The sequence below is a fragment of the Acinetobacter sp. YH12052 genome (assembly GCF_013419835.1).
Lineage (GTDB): Bacteria > Pseudomonadota > Gammaproteobacteria > Pseudomonadales > Moraxellaceae > Acinetobacter > Acinetobacter amyesii.
Window position 1 is genome coordinate 23,249 of the sequence record NZ_VOZI01000017.1, and the last position, 18,854, is coordinate 42,102.

The 18,854-nt window shown below is 43.9% G+C and carries 12 protein-coding genes; 8 read left to right on the plus strand and 4 right to left on the minus strand.

Annotated features, from left to right (window positions below):
* Positions 1-128: 128 nt before the first annotated feature.
* Both FTU06_RS13085 and FTU06_RS13090 read right to left on the minus strand, forming a co-directional pair.
* Positions 129-3,899: a UvrD-helicase domain-containing protein gene (locus tag FTU06_RS13085; RefSeq protein ID WP_180147076.1), complete on the minus strand. Its 3,771-nt coding sequence runs from the start codon at positions 3,897-3,899 to the stop codon at positions 129-131.
* Entirely contained in the window at positions 3,896-7,681 is a 3,786-nt protein-coding gene (locus FTU06_RS13090) for an exodeoxyribonuclease V subunit gamma (RefSeq protein ID WP_180147078.1), read from the minus strand. The genes FTU06_RS13085 and FTU06_RS13090 overlap by 4 nt, the downstream gene beginning before the upstream one ends.
* A gap of 179 nt (positions 7,682-7,860) precedes the next feature.
* Here FTU06_RS13090 and FTU06_RS13095 point away from each other — a divergent pair, with 179 nt between their 5' ends.
* A complete protein-coding gene (locus FTU06_RS13095) occupies positions 7,861-8,382 on the plus strand; it encodes a hypothetical protein (protein ID WP_180007073.1) in 522 nt (173 codons plus the stop codon).
* A 138-nt stretch (positions 8,383-8,520) separates the two neighbouring features.
* Here the strand turns inward: FTU06_RS13095 and FTU06_RS13100 are convergent, their stop codons facing one another.
* Entirely contained in the window at positions 8,521-9,939 is a 1,419-nt protein-coding gene (locus FTU06_RS13100; RefSeq protein WP_180007071.1) for a phosphate--AMP phosphotransferase, read from the minus strand.
* A 205-nt stretch (positions 9,940-10,144) separates the two neighbouring features.
* On the opposite strand from FTU06_RS13100, the gene FTU06_RS13105 reads away from it, so the two are divergent.
* The 7 genes from FTU06_RS13105 (at position 10,145) to FTU06_RS13135 (ending at position 16,446) form a co-directional block, all read left to right on the plus strand.
* Positions 10,145-10,858, plus strand: a complete 714-nt coding sequence (locus FTU06_RS13105) for a hypothetical protein (protein WP_180147081.1) — start codon at positions 10,145-10,147, stop codon at positions 10,856-10,858.
* Between the two features lie 225 nt (positions 10,859-11,083).
* Entirely contained in the window at positions 11,084-12,028 is a 945-nt protein-coding gene (gene ubiE, locus FTU06_RS13110) for a bifunctional demethylmenaquinone methyltransferase/2-methoxy-6-polyprenyl-1,4-benzoquinol methylase UbiE (protein WP_078189802.1), read from the plus strand.
* A gap of 16 nt (positions 12,029-12,044) precedes the next feature.
* Positions 12,045-12,713, plus strand: a complete 669-nt coding sequence (locus FTU06_RS13115; RefSeq protein ID WP_180147084.1) for an SCP2 domain-containing protein — start codon at positions 12,045-12,047, stop codon at positions 12,711-12,713.
* Between the two features lie 18 nt (positions 12,714-12,731).
* A complete protein-coding gene (locus FTU06_RS13120) occupies positions 12,732-14,351 on the plus strand; it encodes an AarF/ABC1/UbiB kinase family protein (RefSeq protein WP_180123782.1) in 1,620 nt (539 codons plus the stop codon).
* A 114-nt stretch (positions 14,352-14,465) separates the two neighbouring features.
* Positions 14,466-14,873 (plus strand): hypothetical protein, encoded by a 408-nt coding sequence (locus tag FTU06_RS13125; protein WP_180147087.1) that lies wholly within the window; start codon positions 14,466-14,468, stop codon positions 14,871-14,873.
* A 106-nt stretch (positions 14,874-14,979) separates the two neighbouring features.
* Positions 14,980-16,059: a patatin-like phospholipase family protein gene (locus FTU06_RS13130; protein ID WP_180147089.1), complete on the plus strand. Its 1,080-nt coding sequence runs from the start codon at positions 14,980-14,982 to the stop codon at positions 16,057-16,059.
* Between the two features lie 72 nt (positions 16,060-16,131).
* Positions 16,132-16,446, plus strand: a complete 315-nt coding sequence (locus tag FTU06_RS13135; RefSeq protein WP_078189807.1) for a hypothetical protein — start codon at positions 16,132-16,134, stop codon at positions 16,444-16,446.
* Positions 16,447-16,471: 25 nt separating this feature from the next.
* Here the strand turns inward: FTU06_RS13135 and FTU06_RS13140 are convergent, their stop codons facing one another.
* Positions 16,472-18,652, minus strand: a complete 2,181-nt coding sequence (locus FTU06_RS13140) for a SulP family inorganic anion transporter (protein WP_180147092.1) — start codon at positions 18,650-18,652, stop codon at positions 16,472-16,474.
* Between the last annotated feature and the right edge of the window lie 202 nt (positions 18,653-18,854).

Sequence of the window (18,854 nt, forward strand, 5' to 3'; positions counted from 1 at the left end):
TTCTTGTCCCGCGTGCAAAGGCTGTGCTGACAAGGCTTTTTGATCATTTTCCACACAGTTATCCTCAAACTTATCCACAAAGCAACTTATTGTTTCAGCGTGAATATTTTTATCTTTTTCGTGCTTTTTCACGTTTTAGCCACAACCTTTTCGCTCAATATTGCATCGAGGTTTTGAATGAATGTATCCGCCGGCTTCCAGTGATATACTCCACGATCGGACTGTCCATCCATACCACGAAGATACAGATAACTCGCCCCACCCAAATGCTGCGTCATATCATAGTCTTTCATCACGGCTTTCAAATAACGATGCAGGGCCACCAAATATAATGCAGCCTGCAACCAGTAACTGGAATGACTCATACTTTCTCGAATATAGGCATGATCATAATGTGCGGTCTGATCGCCTAAGAAATTACTTTTATAATCGGCAATGTGATAGCGCTGACCATCAAAATACACCAAGTCAATCGACCCCGTCAGATAGCGTGCTGTAAACACATCATTCAAATCTTGTATTTGTAAATCTGGCTCTTTTAGGCTTTCAAATAGCATGCGTATTTTACGTATCGCTAATGCACGATCTGCCATACTCAAATGAAAATCCATTTCCGAACGATATTCGCCATCGTTTAACTGATGCAAGCTAAAACCATCATGCAATGGTGTATGAATAATTTGACTGTACCATTCCCGCATTTCTTCAATCAGTTCAGCTTCATCTTGCTCAGGGTTTGCCGTTTGCCCGAACTGTTTCATTAAGTTTTGCAACATTTGCGGCGAATCAAACTCAACATCACTATGAAAACGTGATGCGATGGCTTTGGCCAACTTCTCTTCTGGGGTGCTAAATCGAACTTTTTCCATCAATTTATGCAAGAAACTTCCGGGCTTGGTTCCCTTTGGAAAATGCCGTTTAATCCAGCTTATTTTCTCTGCCGTTTCTGCTTCAACGATTTCAAGCTGTTCAACTTCATCGGCAGCACTGTCTTCCTGTTCGTTCATTGCCGCTGCCAGTTGGTCACGTTGTATATGTGTCTTATGTGCCGTACGCGTGAGCGCGGTAAAACTGGTGGTTTCCCGTGGATAAAAATGGCTGTTGGGAATTTCTTCCGCGTCTAATACAACAGTTTCAACCTGAGTCTGAGTCAAAATTGGTGGTGCTGCACGCAAAACATCAGCATCCACACTTTCTGCATGTTGGAACAGATCAGGTTCGCTTCCACGCCAAAAAGTCAGTCCTGAACGCGCTTCTGCCATTTGTTTCTTTTCTACTTCATGATGACGTAGCACGGCATAGACACGATAACTGGCACGGGTCAACGCCACGTACCACAAGCGATGATGCTCTGCTTCATTGCGCGCATCATTTTGTTGAATATCATCTTCGGGTAAGTCCGAAGACTTCACGGCAATCACACGTTCTAACCCAAGGCTTTTTTGCTGATTGTCTTTAAGGGAAAAATTCAAATTGCCTTTTTCACTTAAGCCCGCATTTGCTCCCAATAAAAACACACAACCAAATTCTAAGCCTTTGGATGCATGAATCGTCATCAGTTGCACCCCCAATTGCCCAGTCAATTTTCGCTCTTGGGTACTTTCATTATTGATGCCTAAATTGATTTGGCGAATAAACCATTGATAAAGCTTATGTACACCTGTGTAATGTTCACTTTGCTGACTTAATAATTCTGCGATATGGCGTAAATTCACCACTGTGCGTTCATTATCTCGACTTTGCCCAGCCACCAAACGCGTCCACACCTGAAAGACCGTCATGCAGCTATTCCACGCGCTGCGGAATCCTTGCTCATTCCAAATTTGTCGAATCTGTTCGAGTTTTTCGATGATGTCGCTGAGTCCATCCGCTTGCTGTTCGAGTGCGACCAGTTGTTTCAGATCAAAACCCAATAAACGGCTCAGCAGCGCACGTTTCACCTTGGCTTCTTGATAGGGATTCAAAATCGCGGTCAGCAAAGCGGCTACATCTTGTGCGACGGAACTTTTATAGACACTGTCCCGAGATGCTTTATAACAAGGAACGCCGAGCTGCAATAAACATTGTTGCACTTGCTCTAAGTCGAAATGGTTTTGCCCCAAGACCGCAATATCGTTTGCTGTCAGTGCTCGCTGGGTATTGTTGTCTTGAAAATATAAATGTCCTTGCTGCGCTTGGTTGAGTAATGACTGAATCTGCCAAGCCACTTGCTCAGCTTCATTTAGCGTTTCATCCAAAGCCAACCAACGCAGCGGTTGTGGATTGACTTGATCATGATCAATCAACGGCGGATGCTCACGCTCACCTGCTTGAATCGGGGTGTATTCAACATGCTCACCAAAGTCCGTTTGCCGATGAAACAAGGCATCCACCACTTCAACCAAGTTTTTGACTGAACGATGGTTTTTGTTCAAGGTATAACAACGTCCACCCTTGGTTTGAATATCATGACGCGCTTTACGATAGGTCAGCATGTCACCGCCACGGAACCCATAAATCGCCTGTTTGGGGTCGCCGACCATAATCATACAACCCTGATGTAAGCGCTCCTTGACCCGCCAAATGCTAGACAGCATGTCATCTTGATCTTGGTTGGTGTCTTGAAATTCATCGACTAAAATCAGCGGATATCGTGCCAAAACATGGGCAGCAAAACTGTCTTTCCCTGCTGCTGAACTTTGCTGTAAGGCTTCCGATAAAGTCCGAATTTGTTGTGAAAAGGTGGTTTCCCCTGCGTGAGACAACACTTGAGGCAAACGCTTTTTAGCTTCCTGCGCCAAATAAAAATTCAGGTATTGTTCTGCTTGATTGATATGTTCATAAGCGCTGAGCACCGCTCGGAGTTGTTGAACAAAAGCATGTTGATAAAACGCTATTGAGACATCCGGCTGCTCTTCAACGACTTTGTCTTTAAAGACACGTGGCTTAAATTCAGTTTTATTCGGATCATAAAATAATGAACGGATGGCTTTCATCGTCGGCTGTAACACGTCGGACTGAGTCAAAACCCCTTGGCTACCCGCAGCTTCAAAGTGCTGTAATAACTCGGGAATGCGTGTGGTAAAGGTGACAAAGAATGCCCCTTTATTAAAACGTCGAGCGTCCACCAGGTTTTTATAATGACTTGCAGCATCAAAACACGCCGCAAGCTCTACACGAGCGGCAGGCAGCATTTGCGCAAGCTGATGACACATCGCTTCAAAATGCGCCAAAGCATTTTCGGGTAATTCAGGGACACGTAAATCCACCGATGGGAAGTTTAGACTTTCCTTTACCACGCCCAGATAGTATTCAGGGCCTTTTAACTGATGATTCAACATCAAATATTCAATCAAATGTGCAGGCTGCTGCTGAATCCAATCTCTTAATAAATCATGAATGATCCGTTCAATATGTAGGTCTTCATCATCACTGATTTGTACCTGTTCAATACGACCACTTTCAAAGGCAAATTCACGTAATAACTTTTGACTAAAGCTGTCTAAAGTTCCGACAAAGAGTTCTTCATATTGTTGTAAGACCACGTTCAGACGATTGTAAGCATAATCTAAATGATGCCCATGATCTTTTAGCACTTGCTGATACAAAGGGTCACTCAAACTTTGCTGAAGTTCGGCCAACTCATTTTGAGGTGCCGCGAGCAGGCCATAAATAAAGTCACGGGTTTCTTCAATCCGCAGTCGTACCCGCGCTTTGAGTTCCGCTGTGGCTTTACGTGTAAAGGTGGTGGCAATGACCTGATTTGGCATATAGCGATCGAGAAAAATCCGCACCATCAGACTGGAAAGCGTATAGGTTTTCCCAGTACCCGCAGAGGCTTCAATCCAGTGCAGTCCGGTAAAGCTCATGTCTGCAATCGGGTTGGTGGACATTTTCATCGTTTGCTGTGGCATATTCATTTTTTCACCTCAGGCTTGATGACATTGAGTTTTTTTAGGCCGTCATCCGCCTCGGTATCCATCACATGATATAAACGTTCTGCATAATAACGACAGGACAATGCCAGAAGCTCATCTGCCGCTTGTTGCTGTAAAATAAAGCTCCAATCACGATGGTGGCTATTGGCTTCATTCGACTCCAACTCCACTCCACCAAAACTATGATTTTTCAGCCATTCCTCTTGAAGCTTTGCAAAATTATCTGGCATGAGCTGGCCTGTTTCATTCTCCACCCAAGTGCATTTTTCTTGGCGAATTAAGGCAGCAGGCAGCACCACAGGACGTTTTTGTGCATGTTTCCACATCGCCACCCATTCACTGAGCTGCAGCTTGGCTTGTGCAGAGCTTAATCCACAACAGACTATGCTTTTATCATTACAAATCACTTCACGACGATACGTCGCGCCCTCATCGCCTAAGTCTAAATAGCTCAACCACAGCAGATATTCGAGCCAGGTTTGCGTCTGACGCTTAGGCTTTGCCCCAGACGCCATACAGCTTAACCAATGCATACTCTGAGAGTCTTCAGGCACGGTGATACTCAGTATCAAATGCGGTTCAAGCTGTAAGTTTTGTAAGGTGGTCGCGGTTACACGGCGTCCATCCAAACGCTCTAATAACTGTGCCTGCTCTTGCAAACTGAGCTTCCAAGTCGCTATTTGACTATGTCCCACAGGCAGTACATCTTGGAACAAGGCCATATCCGGTTCAGTTGGAGTCGTAGAGTTCTGATCCTCAGCTTGATGGACACGAGAGGCAGGTTGCACATAATGCTTTTGCAATAAGTCACGGACATGATATTGCTGTAAACGGTCGAGCAATAAAGGCTCTTGCTGTGGTAATTGGTCACCTGTATAGACACTGGCCACGCCAAGCGTTTTCAAATATGCACGAGCTGGAAACACCACATCTTTAATCCATTCCTGACCATCCAAAACCCGTACTTCTTGTTCATCATGCACAGGATAATCACGGTTAATCCACGATTGGCGTTGACCAGACTGATCTAAAATATGTTCCGCCACAGCAAACCATTGATCTTTATATCGTAGGTTTTTCGACTGCTGAAAACCCATCGGGTCAAATGGCTGCAAAGGATAAATATGGTATAGCGGCTCGAGCTGCTGTGGAATGCGTAAGCCATCCAAATCCAGCATGGCATCATGTGGTTGGTTCAATTGCTGCGGCTGAATCATCCGTGCGAGGAATTGGCTAAATTCATAAATCACGGATGATGGCTCACGACTTTCACCATCATTGACATCAAAGCCATTATAGAAAATCCACAAGGACTGTCGGGCAAATAACAAGGCATCTAAAAATGCACCTTTATCATCTTCCAAACGTGAGCGATCACCCAATACCGGTTTAAACACATCCATTAAATCAAAAGGCACTTGCTGATCACGACGTGGAAACTTACCACTATCCATGTTCATCAACACCACCAATGAAAATGGGACTTGGCGGATTTTCCCCATGTCCGCAAAGGTCACGGATCCTGTCGGTTCGATCTGATCGGCAGAGCTATCGATGCCTTGTTGTATTTCTTTGAGCAGCAAAGATAATGGCAAATTAAAGCTGTTTGGGAGCGACTCAACTTTATCACTTTGAGCATTGTGCAGACGTTGCGTCATCGCACGCATCACACTGCGAATGGTTTCAAATGCTCGACCACTGGCTTCCACAAAAGGCTTTAAATCTGCATCTAATTGTTGCAACCACACTTTGACAGTCTGTGTGCTGAGATTCGGATTGAGCCAATCTCGACGCGCACTGATATCTCGGTAGATCTGAATTAAAGTTTGAACCAACTCAAAATCACTACTCAACACCCCTGCAAAACTTAACGTGTCCTCAAATACGGCATGTTGTGGAATCGCAATCCCTAAAGCCAAACGGTCTAATGCAAATTTAAAGGTATAACGATAATCTCGGTCTTGCTCGGACAAATAAGCCAACATGTGCTGTTCGTCTAAACCACGACGGAAACCAGCTTGAATCAGCAGTTCCATCATACGTTCCATTTGCACATGGTCGAGCTGATACAGTTCTTGCACCGCATTCAAATTCAGCCAATCATGAAAATCTTCTGCGGTAAAACGACCTTGGCTAATTTCAATGCGTCCAACGAAAGCTTGCCATGCATTTTGAATATCTTGGCTGACCACCCCTGCAATTTTGACTGGGATATAAGGTAAATCCACCGCACTGCGTCCCATGCCACGAGTCGTCGAAAAGACCGTCCGAATATGCGGTTCAAGCTCTTTTAAATTTGGCACCAAGACCAAGATATCACTCGGATGGCGTGGCTCCTGTTCCGTGCCCTCGGCCAACCAATGTACCAACTGCTCACGTAAAACCTCTAATTGACGCAGGCTAGAATGACAGACATGAAATTGAATCGATTCATCTGAGCCCGCAAGTGCATATTGATGCTGCTTGGGTTCTTCTAAGGTCATGATGTCATATTGAATTTGAGCGAGCAGTGTTGTCGGCTCGGTGTCTGGAAAAATATCTTCCCAGCCTTCGCCACCAGACATATTCACCAATAATGCAAAGTTATCCCGCGCACGCTTGCCTAAACGCGTCAGTAGTGAATGCTGTGATTCACGAAATTCGGCATTGGTCGTACTCAGATAGGCCTGAATTTGCGCTGTGCTGACATTGGGATTTCGCTCAATATAACGCTGTTGTAATTTCAAGTTATAACGATCTTTCCAAACTGGATCGACCATGTCTGCCCAATACTCACGCGATGGGTTGAAATACAACAAATGTACTTTGGTATACGCCGCCAAGCGATATAAAAATTTCAGTTGTGCAGGTGGTAATTCTAAGGTCGTAAAAACAAAAATTTGTTCAGGCAAACCGTTATAGGTTTGATGACGCTCATCATCATCGCGTTCATCATCCTCAGCATCCAAATCAAACTGCTGCTGCCGATTTTGCTCAGCACGCGCCAAGGCAAACCAAAATTTATTGTCTATTTCCTGACGGTCATTAAAGTCTTTTTGGAATACTTGATGCCATAACCAACGCTGCCAATGCTCCAGTTGTCGAGCCTGCGTCGGTAGATATTCATCGGCTTGTTCAGGTTTCAGACCTGTGAGTTGCATGATATTTAAAGGCTGATTGTGACTCCACGCCTTCAACCAATCGGTATCGCAATGTGGACAAATCCAGTGCTCAACACCTTCATCTGGGGTATGAATACAACTGCCACGAAAGGCCATGTAGTTGGTAAAAAGCCGAGTGACTTGAGCAGCGATCCAGTACAACATTTCTTGCCGCTTTTGCTCACGTTTTTTTCGATCTGAGAGCTGTGCTGTGCTGTCAAAAATACGCTGAACTAAGGGCTGAACATCTGTCGGAATCTGTGCTGCATCAAACTGATCAGCTGCAATAAAAACCGCTAAAGCATTATAAATACGCCATTGCATAATCAACGGCGGCATGTTGATACCTTTAATCCGCTCTCGGTCTTGTTTATTCGGCAAGGCCCAATCGTAGGCTTTCCACTGCAACCCTAAAATTTTACGATGATGCTTAATATTGGCACTAATACTGATTTTTTCAGCAATTTGTTTTTCTAACCATGCAGCAATGGCTTGATCGGGCACCACGATATGTCGTTCTTGCAAGACGGACAAAGCATTGGTCGATTGATTCGATTTCAATTTTTCGATTAGACAATCCACCAAAACTTCGATTCGTTGACTTTGAATTACATGTATTGCCATGGATTACCTTTACAGCCTGAGTGACCAACTACTACAAAACAACAATGATTATTTACTATACATCTTGGGCTGTCTATGCGACTTTGACAAGAGAATAGATTGCAAAAAATGCTTTTAAACAAGTATCTTAATGATATTTTATGAGAAAAAAACCAATCCAGTATCAAGGGTATCTGCTTATGAAAATTGATAACATTCCTGATTCCATCGACCCTAACTTAAATCTGGAAATTATTCGCGCTGAATGCTTAGAGCTTGTGAAAAAACGTGCTTATTTTTCAGCAGGTGCAGCCATTATTCCTGTGCCATTTTTGGATGTGGTGATTGACGTCGGAATTTTGTCGCAGCTCATTCCAGAAATTAATGCGCGTTTTGGTTTAGCGCCAGATCAAATTAGTGTGTATGACCCGAAAACCAAACAGATTCATTGGACGGAACTGCGTAAACGTGGTGTCGAATTTTCTGGCTTAGTGGTTGCACGAACCGCGATGAAAAAATCGCTGAATAACATTGCGGCAAAATATATTACCAAACAAGTGACCAAATTTATTCCGCTAGGTGGACAATTGGTGGCAGCCAGTTTGGGTTATATCGTGATGAAAAAAGTCGCTGAAACCCATGTGGAAGAAAGCTACCAATTGGCGAAGCGTATTCAACAGAAATTTCCGAACCAACCTGTCCCAACGCCGAACAATGGTTAACGGAGCGATGTCTAGCAAATCTATAAGATTTAATAATCAAAGTGATCTAAACCATAGATCTGAAGATTAAGTAAATCTGAAAATGAGCTAGTTTTGAAAATGAAAAAAGCCACGAATATCGTGGCTTTTTTCATGCATTTAATCTGCTTTCAATTGCGCCAAGATCGTCTCTAGCACTTGTAAGCGCGCACTGTGCTTGTCATTGGTGGCGATCACATGCCACGGCGCATATTCTGTATCCGTGCGTTGCAACATATCTGCGGCAGCTTTGAGATAATCATCCCAACGGTCACGATTCCGCCAGTCATCTGGAGTAATTTTAAAACGCTTATGCGCGGTTTCTTCTCGGGCTTTAAACCGTGCAGCTTGCTCATCCTTTCCAATGGCTAACCAGAACTTGATGACAACCGTTTGACTGTCATATAAGTCCTTTTCAAAACGGTTGATTTCATCATAGGCTCTCTGCCATTCAACCGTATTGGCAAAGCCTTCAATTCTCTCAACCAAAACGCGACCATACCAACTGCGGTCAAAAATCGTGATCTTTTCTTCAGGGAGAATTTTATTCCAAAAGCGCCATAAGTATGGACGGCGTAGCTCATATTTTTCGGGTGCTGCAATGGTATGAATTTCATATTCGCGTGGGTCCAACTTTTTGACGATGCGTTTAATTGCCCCGCCCTTTCCTGCGGCATCCATTCCTTCAAAGACGATCACCACATTGCGTGAATCAAAACGTAAAGCTTCAGCCACCTTGCGGCTTAATTTTTTTAATTCTTTTTTATAATCAGCCTCATCAGCCACGACAGTGCTGGGTTCCAATAACGCCTGTGGTGTTTTGGCTTGTTTCCAGCGCCCCACCGCTTTGGTTTCATGTGCTGGACAATGTTTTAAAGTGCGTAAAATATGCTGTGCAAATTGTTGATCACGGACTTGCTCATCTTCACAGTCGATGATGACCCAGTCATGACTAAAACGCTGACGTAAACGTTGTAGGTTGTCATATTGTTTTTTATTGCGCCAATCTAAACCATGCAATTTATGCCAACGCGCTTCACTCGGGTCCATTTCATCCAAGCGCTTTTGTAAGGATTTCCAAGATAAATCGAACCAGACCTTAATCACATCGACATGATTATTTTTTAGGTCTTGTTCATAGGCTCGCATGTTCTCGACATATTCATCAAATAAGGTTTCATCCAAAGGCTTCGACACATGCATGGCGGTACTGAGCAAATCACTGTACCAGTTTCCAAACATCACCATGATTTGCCCTTCGGCAGGAATAAACCGTGCATAAGACTGCCAAAACGTTTGTTTTTGATTAAACATGATCGGGGCATCCGCTTTCACCCTTAAGTAGCGTGGATCGACCCATTCGCGGAGCTGTTTGACAGCCTCTCCCTTACCCGCAAGCTCGATTCCACTCACTAAAATCAACATGCTTTTGGCATTGGGCTGACGGCTGGTATTTTTCAGTTGATACTGCGCTTCAATCAGCTCAACCGAGAGTTGTTCTTCATCCATCAATTGAAATTCTGTTTCTTTTAAGCTCATGGCGGACCCTTGGTTTTATTCTGTTTTGAGTATAACCATGCCCTTCACCCCACAACAATGCTTTCATGTATATGCTGAAATGGAAAATATGACCGTTTCTGCAACAAACTGACTCAGATTGACCTGTAATTTCGTCACTTTGTCATAGCCCTAAGCTCCAACACCCACTAAGATTCAAACATCTAAAAAATAATTGAGACACTCAATGTCCAAACTTGCAGTATTAGATGATTTACTTGAACTGTATTACCAGTTGAACTACCACAAAAAGCCAGAAATTTTACAGCGTTTACAAGATGTCCAGCAGTGGCAAAAACAACGTATGCAACGCACACATGCCGTACAATTTGCTGAAAAACACAATGTGCTGATGTCTGAATATTTTATTAATCGTTTATATGGCGGTCCTGATTTTGATGCATTAGCAGCACAAATTGCTCGTCTCACGCGCTATGCACACAAAGCTGAAAAATTGATTCCAGACAATGCCATAAAGACTGGTACTTCGGGCGTTCAACTTGCCATTTTAGCCGTACAGCTTGATGAACAAGTGGCCATTCAATTACTGCAAGATTATCCAAATAATCCAACCCTGACCGATGAAATGATGCGTCAGACCTATCTCAAGCTCGATCAAGGTAAAGACCGCATGTTGCAGCTGCAACTGCTGGACGATTTAGGCCGCAATTTAGATAAATACATGCGCTCATTTATGGTCTATACCGCATTTAAAATGTGTAAGGGCGCAGCAAACAAATACAATTTCGAAGTAATGTACGACTTTATGCAAGATGGCTTCTTGGCAATGAAACCGCTCAAGTCAGCAGAAAAATTTGTCCGCGAATTTACCGCTGTAGAACGCAAAATCGTTGACCGTGTACATGCCGGAGACCCGAACCCGTTTCAGCCTGCGGCTTAACAAAACTCACATCCCATAAAGCCCGTGTTTGATATAAAACAAACTGGGCTTGCAAGACTGAATTCAGATTTTTTATAGGGGATTTGCAAAGCAATTACAGCAGACCCTTATTTTTTCTGTATATTATTCACAACAAATGCAAATGACTGCTGTATAACAACAGAGAATCTGTCATCATGCTTGCAAAGCAACATTAACCCTATTTATAAGTTAGGAGTGACTCTAATGTCTAACGAGAATCAAACGCCTGCCCCTACACCTGAGTCGGCACAAAATACAGACAAAGTGAGTCCATTCTTAACTGAGCCTTTACCACAAGGGACAGCGCAAGGTCAGCAACAATCTTTAGAACAACGTCTGACCGACACACCTGTGACAGGTTCAGTACCCAAATATAATCTGCCACGTGGCGCGAATACTGGTAACGTTGGAGCAACCACGCACTTTGGTTATCAAACCGTGAGCAGCGAAGATAAAGCGCAAAAAGTAGCGGAAGTCTTCCACTCAGTGGCTGCAAAATACGACATCATGAATGATTTAATGTCATTTGGTATTCACCGTCTATGGAAACGCTTTGCCATTAACATGTCAGGCGTACGTCGCGGTCAACACGTGCTTGATATTGCAGGCGGTACAGGCGACCTTGCCAAAGTGTTCAGCCGTGAAGTTGGCCCGACTGGTCATGTGGTGCTTTCAGACATTAATGAATCGATGCTCAATGTCGGTCGTGACCGCCTAATTGATGCTGGTTGTACCAATGTCGATTTCGTTTTGGCCAATGCTGAAACTTTAGAACCTTTTGCTGACAACAGTTTTGACCTATTGACCATTTCATTTGGTCTACGCAACGTGACTGACAAAGATGCTGCACTAGCTGCAATGTACCGCGTACTTAAGCCAGGTGGTCGTTTACTGATTTTAGAATTCTCTAAACCGGTATTTGAACCATTCTCAAAACTGTATGATTTGTACTCATTCACTGCATTACCGATCATGGGTAAAATCGTAGCGAATGACTCTGAAAGCTATAAATACCTTGCAGAATCGATTCGTATGCACCCAGACCAACGTACGCTTAAAGGTATGATGGAAAATGCCGGCTTCCAAAACTGTGATTACCACAACTTAACGGGTGGTATCGTAGCTGTACACCGTGGTTTCAAACTTTAATACTGCAGGCTGAACTATGTGGTCGATTCTCGCACTTGGTGCAGTTGAACGCTTAATTCATCATGTCATTGATTTGGATGCTATTACTCGCATCCAACTGAATGAATTGCAAGGCAAAATGCTTCGTGTGGTGATCGACTCACCACAATTGTCGGTGGATGTGTTTTTTGACGATCAGAAAGTTCGCTTAGAACCGACGCCAACAGGACATACTGAAACTGCATCCATCTTTGAGCAACGCCCTTTCGAACAGCATTCAAACATAACTGAAGCAACGGCGACCTTACATGTCAAAACAGTCGTCGAGCTCCTTAAACTGCTGTTGGCTGAAGATGTTGGCAATATCCCATTGCAAGGTGATTATCACTTATTGCAGGATATCCAGCGCATTATGCAGCAAGCTGAGCCCGATTTAGCTTCGCATCTAAGCCCTTGGATTGGGCCAAGCCTTGCGCATGAAATTGGTAAGTTACAACTTGCACCCAAACATCTCAAACGTACTTTACAAAGCCATTTGTTCTTTGCTGAAGATGCGTTAAAAGAAGATTCAGGCTTGCTTGCCCCACGCTGGCAAATGGATGACCTGAATCAAGACACCCGAATTTTGAATCAAAATCTGGACCGTGCAGAAGCAAAAATTCAGCAGCTGCACAGCCAAATTGACTCATTACAAGACAACACTTAAGACTAGGTAATTGCATATATGATTCCGCACGTTTCACGTTTACTCGACCTTTGGCGCATTGCTGCGCACTATAGACTCGACACGTTGTTTCCTGCGGAAGAATTACCGGAAAAAGCCCGTCATATTCTTTCCCTCATTCGTATACATCCTGCAGCACGTTTAAGCAAAGAACGTAAAAATCCACTGAAGCTAAAACAAGCTTTAGAAGATATGGGACCTTTGGCCATTAAACTCGGTCAATTACTGTCTACCCGTCGTGACTTGATTCCACCTGAAGTTTTACAGCAATTGGTGCTTTTACAAGACCGTGTAAAACCTTTTTCAAATGACGTTGCCAAAATGCGCATTCAGGAATCACTCAAAGCCGATGTTAATACCTTATTTGCACGCTTTGACGAGCAGCCTTTAGCCGCAGCATCTATCGCACAAGTGCATACTGCTGCACTGCATGATGGTCGCGAAGTCGTAGTGAAAGTGACTCGCCCGAATATTCGCAATCAAATTCTGCATGATTTTGAAATATTAGAGTGGCTTGGTCAGTTCCTTGAAAAACGCCTAGAAGCCGCTCGTGCCCTGCATCTGTCTGAAATTATTCAAGACTACCGTCAAATTATTCTCAATGAATTGGATTTGACTTTAGAAGCGGATAACACGCGTCGTATGCGTCATTACTTCACCGGTTCAAGCATGATGTACGTGCCTGAAGTCTATATGGACAGCCGTGATGTCATGGTCGAAGAGCGTATTACGGGTGTACCAATTTCAGATATTGCGACCTTTGATCGCTTGGGCATGGATCGTAAAGATTTAGCCGAAAAAGGGCTCACCATTTTCTTTACCCAAGTGTTCCGCGACAACTTCTTCCATGCAGACATGCATCCGGGGAATGTCTTCGTCGAAACCATTAATCCAAGCAATCCACGCTTTATTGCCTTGGACTGCGCGATTATGGGCGAGCTGTCGAAGCATGACCAGATGACTGTTGCACGTATGTTGCTCGCTGTTATGAACAGCGACTTTATGCAGCTGATTCAGATTGTGCACCAAGCGGGCTGGATTCCACCGGGCACAGACCAAGATGCTTTGGCGCGTGAAATGCGTCGCACTGTTGGCCCAATGGTCTCTAAACCAATGCATGAATTGGACTTCGCCGGCATCCTGATTCAAGTGATGGATATTGCGCGTCGTTTCCATTTAGAGATTCCGCCACAATTGATGTTGCTGCTCAAGACCTTGGTCCATGTTGAAGGTTTAGGAACTGATCTCTATCCTGAATTGGATATTTGGAGTTTGGCAAAACCAATCCTCACCGATTGGATTAAAGCGCAAATGAATCCGCAGAAAAACTTAAAAGAACTCGGGCAAAAAATTCCAGACTTACTTTTAGGTGCGCAAGATTTACCAACGCTGATGATCGACAGCCTGAATGGTTTAAAAAATCAGTCGGCTTGGCATGCCAAACAACTGAATGAACTGCAAAGCATGCGCTTGCAAATGGAACATCAGCAAAAACGTAGTTGGGTTTTTGGCAGTATTATGGCCATCTTCCTCTCCATCGCGATAATTGCGCCATGGTATGTTTCCATCGTATTAATTGCACTTTCAAGCTTACTTGCCATTTGGCGTGTGTTTAAATAATCTTTGTATTTAAATAATATGTTGTATCCATAGCTCCTTTAAGCCTTTTGACAATAAAGGGCTTAAAGCTATAAAAACAAAAAAAATTCAAAAATTTGAATAAGGCTGAACGCCATGTCATACAGTTATTTAGGGGTACTGTATAGTCGAAATCCACTCCGAGCATGTGCAACGGCCTTGCTGTATAGTTTTTCGACCCTGCTCGATGTGCTAGTTCAATTAAATATGCACATGCCTTTCCTAAACTGGCAACCGCCAGCCAACACCACTCTGTATCGGATGCAGCATAGCGCTGCATTTTGGTGGATTATTTTCTTCAATGCACTTCCCTGTTTATTCCTACTTTGTTTGCCACAGCAAAAGCTGATGGCAGGGTTAAATTATTGGTTATTTGTTGGGGCCGTGATTTTTATCATTAACTTTTTTGCGTGGGCGGTCTTTCCAATGGCAACATGGGCAATCGTCTGCCTCAGTTTGTTTCAATTGCATCGGCATAATGAACAATTATTACAGCATTCCTGAGCGACGCCCTGATATGACTGAGAAGTCATTTGTCGTAAGTTTCAGCCATTGGGTCCGTGCAAAAACACACTAGAATAATTCTACGACTGTATTTTAAGCGACTGCCATGACTCAAATTTTGCAAAAAAGACCGCCTGCGCTCAATATCCGTGCTGGCCATTTAGCCCGCCAACTGATTGAACAAGAGGGTTTAAACGCTGCTCAAGTGGATATCCTGCCGGGTGCTGCTGGTGGTCCGAAAGGCATTGGTATTCAAGGTTTAGATCAGGCAATTTTTGCTGACTTTTTGCCACGCGCGCAACAAAAGCGTACTTTAATTGGTTCATCGATTGGCAGTTGGCGCTTTGCCAGTATTGCTGCTTGGGGAGCTATCGAAGGGACGAAGCGCCTCTCTGAGCTGTATACCAATCTGAGCTTTCATAAAAAGATGAGCCGTCAAGAAGTCAGCGATGTGTGTCGTGGCATGCTGATCGATTTGATTCAAGGTCAAGAAGCGGCACTGGTTAATCACCTGGATTATCACCTCACTGTGCTTTCAGTCAAAGCTCAGCATATTTTCCAAAGTGATAAAGCCCTGCCGCTGTTAGCCTCTGTCGCAGGGATCGTGGGAACGACAGCGCTCGCACGTAAACACAGTCGTTATTTCATGCAGCGTGTAATTAGTCAGCCTGTGTCAGGTCATCAATTTACCGTGGCGGATGATGGCTTTACCACGCATTACCATGCATTGACTCAAGACAGTGTCATGCCGTGGCTCATGGCTTCTGCATCTATTCCCGGTGTCATGGCCGCGATACGTGATATCCCTGATGCACCACAAGGCAGTTACCGCGATGGCGGCCTGATCGACTATCACATTGACCTGCCCTTCCAAAGTCAGGGCATCGTGCTGTATCCACATTTCACGGATAGCATCACCCCCGGTTGGTTTGATAAATTATTTAAACGCCAAGCCAATCCTGAAAATCAGGCGCGTACCCTGTTACTGTCGCCTTCACAAGACTACCTTGCAAGCTTGCCGCTTGGCCGATTTCCTGACCGTAAAGACTTTACCCTCAAAGGCTTAGACAACCAACAACGCATTAAAATGTGGAACCAATGTGTGGCAGAAAGTCAGCGTATGGGCGATGAGTTTTTGGAGTTGGTTGAAAAGCAACATTTCCCAGCAGTCATGCAAGCACTCTGAGCGTTACAGTAATCTCTTGCGAGGGACGCTATAATCCTATTTCAGAATTTTGAGCTTATTTAGTATAGATTTATGCGGATATTTTTAACTGTTTTGCAGTATGCCTGCATCGCTTTTGCACTTTTCCTTGTTTATCAAGTGTCAACCGCCTTGATCAGCGGCCAATACGATTTAATGGAAGTGGTGGCAGATGTCGGTACGATATTAATTTGTATTGATTTGGCGGTGTTTTTATTTACCAGTAATGCAAAACAAGGCATTAGCATCGAAGACTATGCGAAACAATTGGAACAAAAGCCGTCAAAATTGGTATATGTCACCCGTAAATTGGGACATTTCGGTATTTTGCTGATCATTACCAGTTGGATTGTACCGATGATTCGCTAATGTATTTTATGTCATCGGATTTTATTTATCCGAAGAAATTAACCCGTCCAGTTTTTACATCATACACTGCACCAACAATCGCCACTTTACCTTCTTGCACCAACTGCTGTAGCACTTCACTATTTTGCAAAATATAGCGGATGTTGTAATGCACATTCATTTGCGTCACTTGCTCTAAAAATGCCGGACTCAGCGTTTGTGGTTGCATCAATTCTGCAACACGCGATACAGACTCATTGAGTGGCCCCAGCACATATTGAATATGTGGCATACGCGTCAGGTTCTGAATCGATTGACCGGCTAAATGCAACTGACAAGCACTGCTAACCGCACCACAGTCCGTATGACCAAGCACTACGATCACTTTGGCACCTTTGACTTCGCAGGCAAATTCCAATGAACCCAAAACTTTTTGCCCTGCGACATTCCCCGCTATGCGTAAACTAAATAAATCGCCAATTCCAACATCAAAGATCATTTCAGTCGGCGCACGAGAATCCATACAACCTAACACTGCCGCAATCGGATGCTGTCCTTCTTCTGCGGTCACCCGCAGTTGACGATAGATATCTCGTTGCAAACGCTCATTTTGTACAAACCGCTCATTGCCGGCTTTAAGCAAAGTGAGCACGGCCTCCGGAGTCAAACGTTGCTGTAAAGCTGCGGTACTGATATCTATATCTAATGCCGCCTCCTGCGCATCGGCATAGTGTGCCTTGAAACCAATCAACTGTACTTGCACTTTACGCTGCACAGCCTTTTCCTGTTGGTACTCTTGAATGAGTTGGAAAATATCAGCATCCATATCACTCACAAGTGTGGCATCAATCACCACTTGTTCGCCGCGGCGAATATGTTCCAATGCCGAGATTAATGCCGAACGGTTAAGAAAACTAACTTGTGAAGGCAATTCAATCCGTGTAATCACCCCATGCAAATGATGCTCTTTATACACCTTCAGTCCCTTATTAAAATTGGCGTATAAAATGAAGGCCGCACTACTGGCTAAACCAATCAAGATTCCGAGCAATAAGTCTGTGAATAAAATCGCCAATAAGGAAATAATAAAAGGAATAAATTGTTTCCAACCTTTTAAATACAGCTGTTTAAACAATTTGGGATGTGTCAGTTTAAAACCTGTGAGGATTAAAATTGCAGCTAATGCTGAAAGCGGAATCATGTTCATCAAAGGCACTAAACACAGCACGGCAAACAAGAGCAACACGCCATGAAAGATAGCAGAACATTTACTTTTAGCTCCGGCACTGGCATTGACCGAACTACGGACAATTACTGAAGTTAGCGGCATCCCGCCTATAGCGCCCGAAACGACATTACCGATGCCTTGCGCCCATAACTCTCGATTGGGGGGTGAAGAGCGCTTATGCGGATCCAATTTATCTGCTGCTTCTAAATTCAATAAAGTTTCTAATGACGCCACAACCACCAAAGTGATAGCGCCCGTATAAATCAGAGGATTATTTAAAGCGGTCCAATCCGGAAAGATCATCACATTTTGTGGCTGATCCCAAAGGTTAGGAAGTTGGATGAGATTTGATGGATGAACTGCAAAAGACGAGCCACTAAGCACCAACACGGCATTACATAGTGCAGCAAGAACGACAGCAACCAAGGCTGAAGGCAAAACCCATTTTTTGCATGGGCTCTGCTCCCAAAGCAACATCAGTACAAGGCTACCGATACCGATCACAATGGCACCCACATCCCATTGCAAATTGAGCGGCTGTGACTGCCACAACACTGACCATGAAAATTGGTTCAAGCCAAACAGATAAGGCATTTGACTCCCAATCAAGATCAGCCCGATAGCTGCCAATAAACCCAATATGACATTGTTCGGAATAAAGTTGGCAAAGAAACCGAGCCTAAATATGCCAAATCCAATCTGTAAGATACCGGCAAAAACAATACACAATAAAAAGGCGGCATAGTTGCCGCCGAGTAGTTCAAGCTGTACCAAAATGACTGCTGTTAAACCTGCTGCTGGCCCTGCAACACTGATATGTGAGCCACTCAGTGCCCCAACTAAAATACCACCGACAATGCCGGCAATAATGCCAGAGAGAATCGGTGCGCCAGAAGCCAATGCAATGCCTAGGCATAGCGGTAAAGCCACGAGAAATACCACTGTTCCAGATAAAAAGTCGTGAATATGAAATCGATGTCGTTCAATTTTAGATGTCATCATTTTACCGTTTATAATAAATATCAAATAATTAGATGTAAGTATGTAAAACCTAAAGTTTGTGACCACTTTATGGCGTGACTTATATTGTCTGACAATCGAACGATTCTATAGTGTGTTTTGATACGTGATTTGTGTGATTTTTACACTTTATTGCGAAGTTTAAGATTCAGCTCATTTATCTTTGATAGGCCTTAAAAGA

Excerpts from the sequence above, each read along its gene's own strand:
- FTU06_RS13100 (WP_180007071.1), bottom strand. The coding sequence starts at position 9,939 with ATGAGCTTAAAAGAAACAGAATTTCAATTGATGGATGAAGAACAACTC.
- FTU06_RS13115 (WP_180147084.1), top strand. The coding sequence starts at position 12,045 with ATGTGGTCGATTCTCGCACTTGGTGCAGTTGAACGCTTAATTCATCAT.
- ubiE (WP_078189802.1), top strand. The coding sequence starts at position 11,084 with ATGTCTAACGAGAATCAAACGCCTGCCCCTACACCTGAGTCGGCACAA.
- FTU06_RS13135 (WP_078189807.1), top strand. The coding sequence starts at position 16,132 with ATGCGGATATTTTTAACTGTTTTGCAGTATGCCTGCATCGCTTTTGCA.
- FTU06_RS13120 (WP_180123782.1), top strand. The coding sequence starts at position 12,732 with ATGATTCCGCACGTTTCACGTTTACTCGACCTTTGGCGCATTGCTGCG.
- FTU06_RS13085 (WP_180147076.1), bottom strand. The coding sequence starts at position 3,899 with ATGAATATGCCACAGCAAACGATGAAAATGTCCACCAACCCGATTGCA.
- FTU06_RS13105 (WP_180147081.1), top strand. The coding sequence starts at position 10,145 with ATGTCCAAACTTGCAGTATTAGATGATTTACTTGAACTGTATTACCAG.
- FTU06_RS13130 (WP_180147089.1), top strand. The coding sequence starts at position 14,980 with ATGACTCAAATTTTGCAAAAAAGACCGCCTGCGCTCAATATCCGTGCT.
- FTU06_RS13095 (WP_180007073.1), top strand. The coding sequence starts at position 7,861 with ATGAAAATTGATAACATTCCTGATTCCATCGACCCTAACTTAAATCTG.
- FTU06_RS13140 (WP_180147092.1), bottom strand. The coding sequence starts at position 18,652 with ATGACATCTAAAATTGAACGACATCGATTTCATATTCACGACTTTTTA.
- FTU06_RS13125 (WP_180147087.1), top strand. The coding sequence starts at position 14,466 with ATGTCATACAGTTATTTAGGGGTACTGTATAGTCGAAATCCACTCCGA.
- FTU06_RS13090 (WP_180147078.1), bottom strand. The coding sequence starts at position 7,681 with ATGGCAATACATGTAATTCAAAGTCAACGAATCGAAGTTTTGGTGGAT.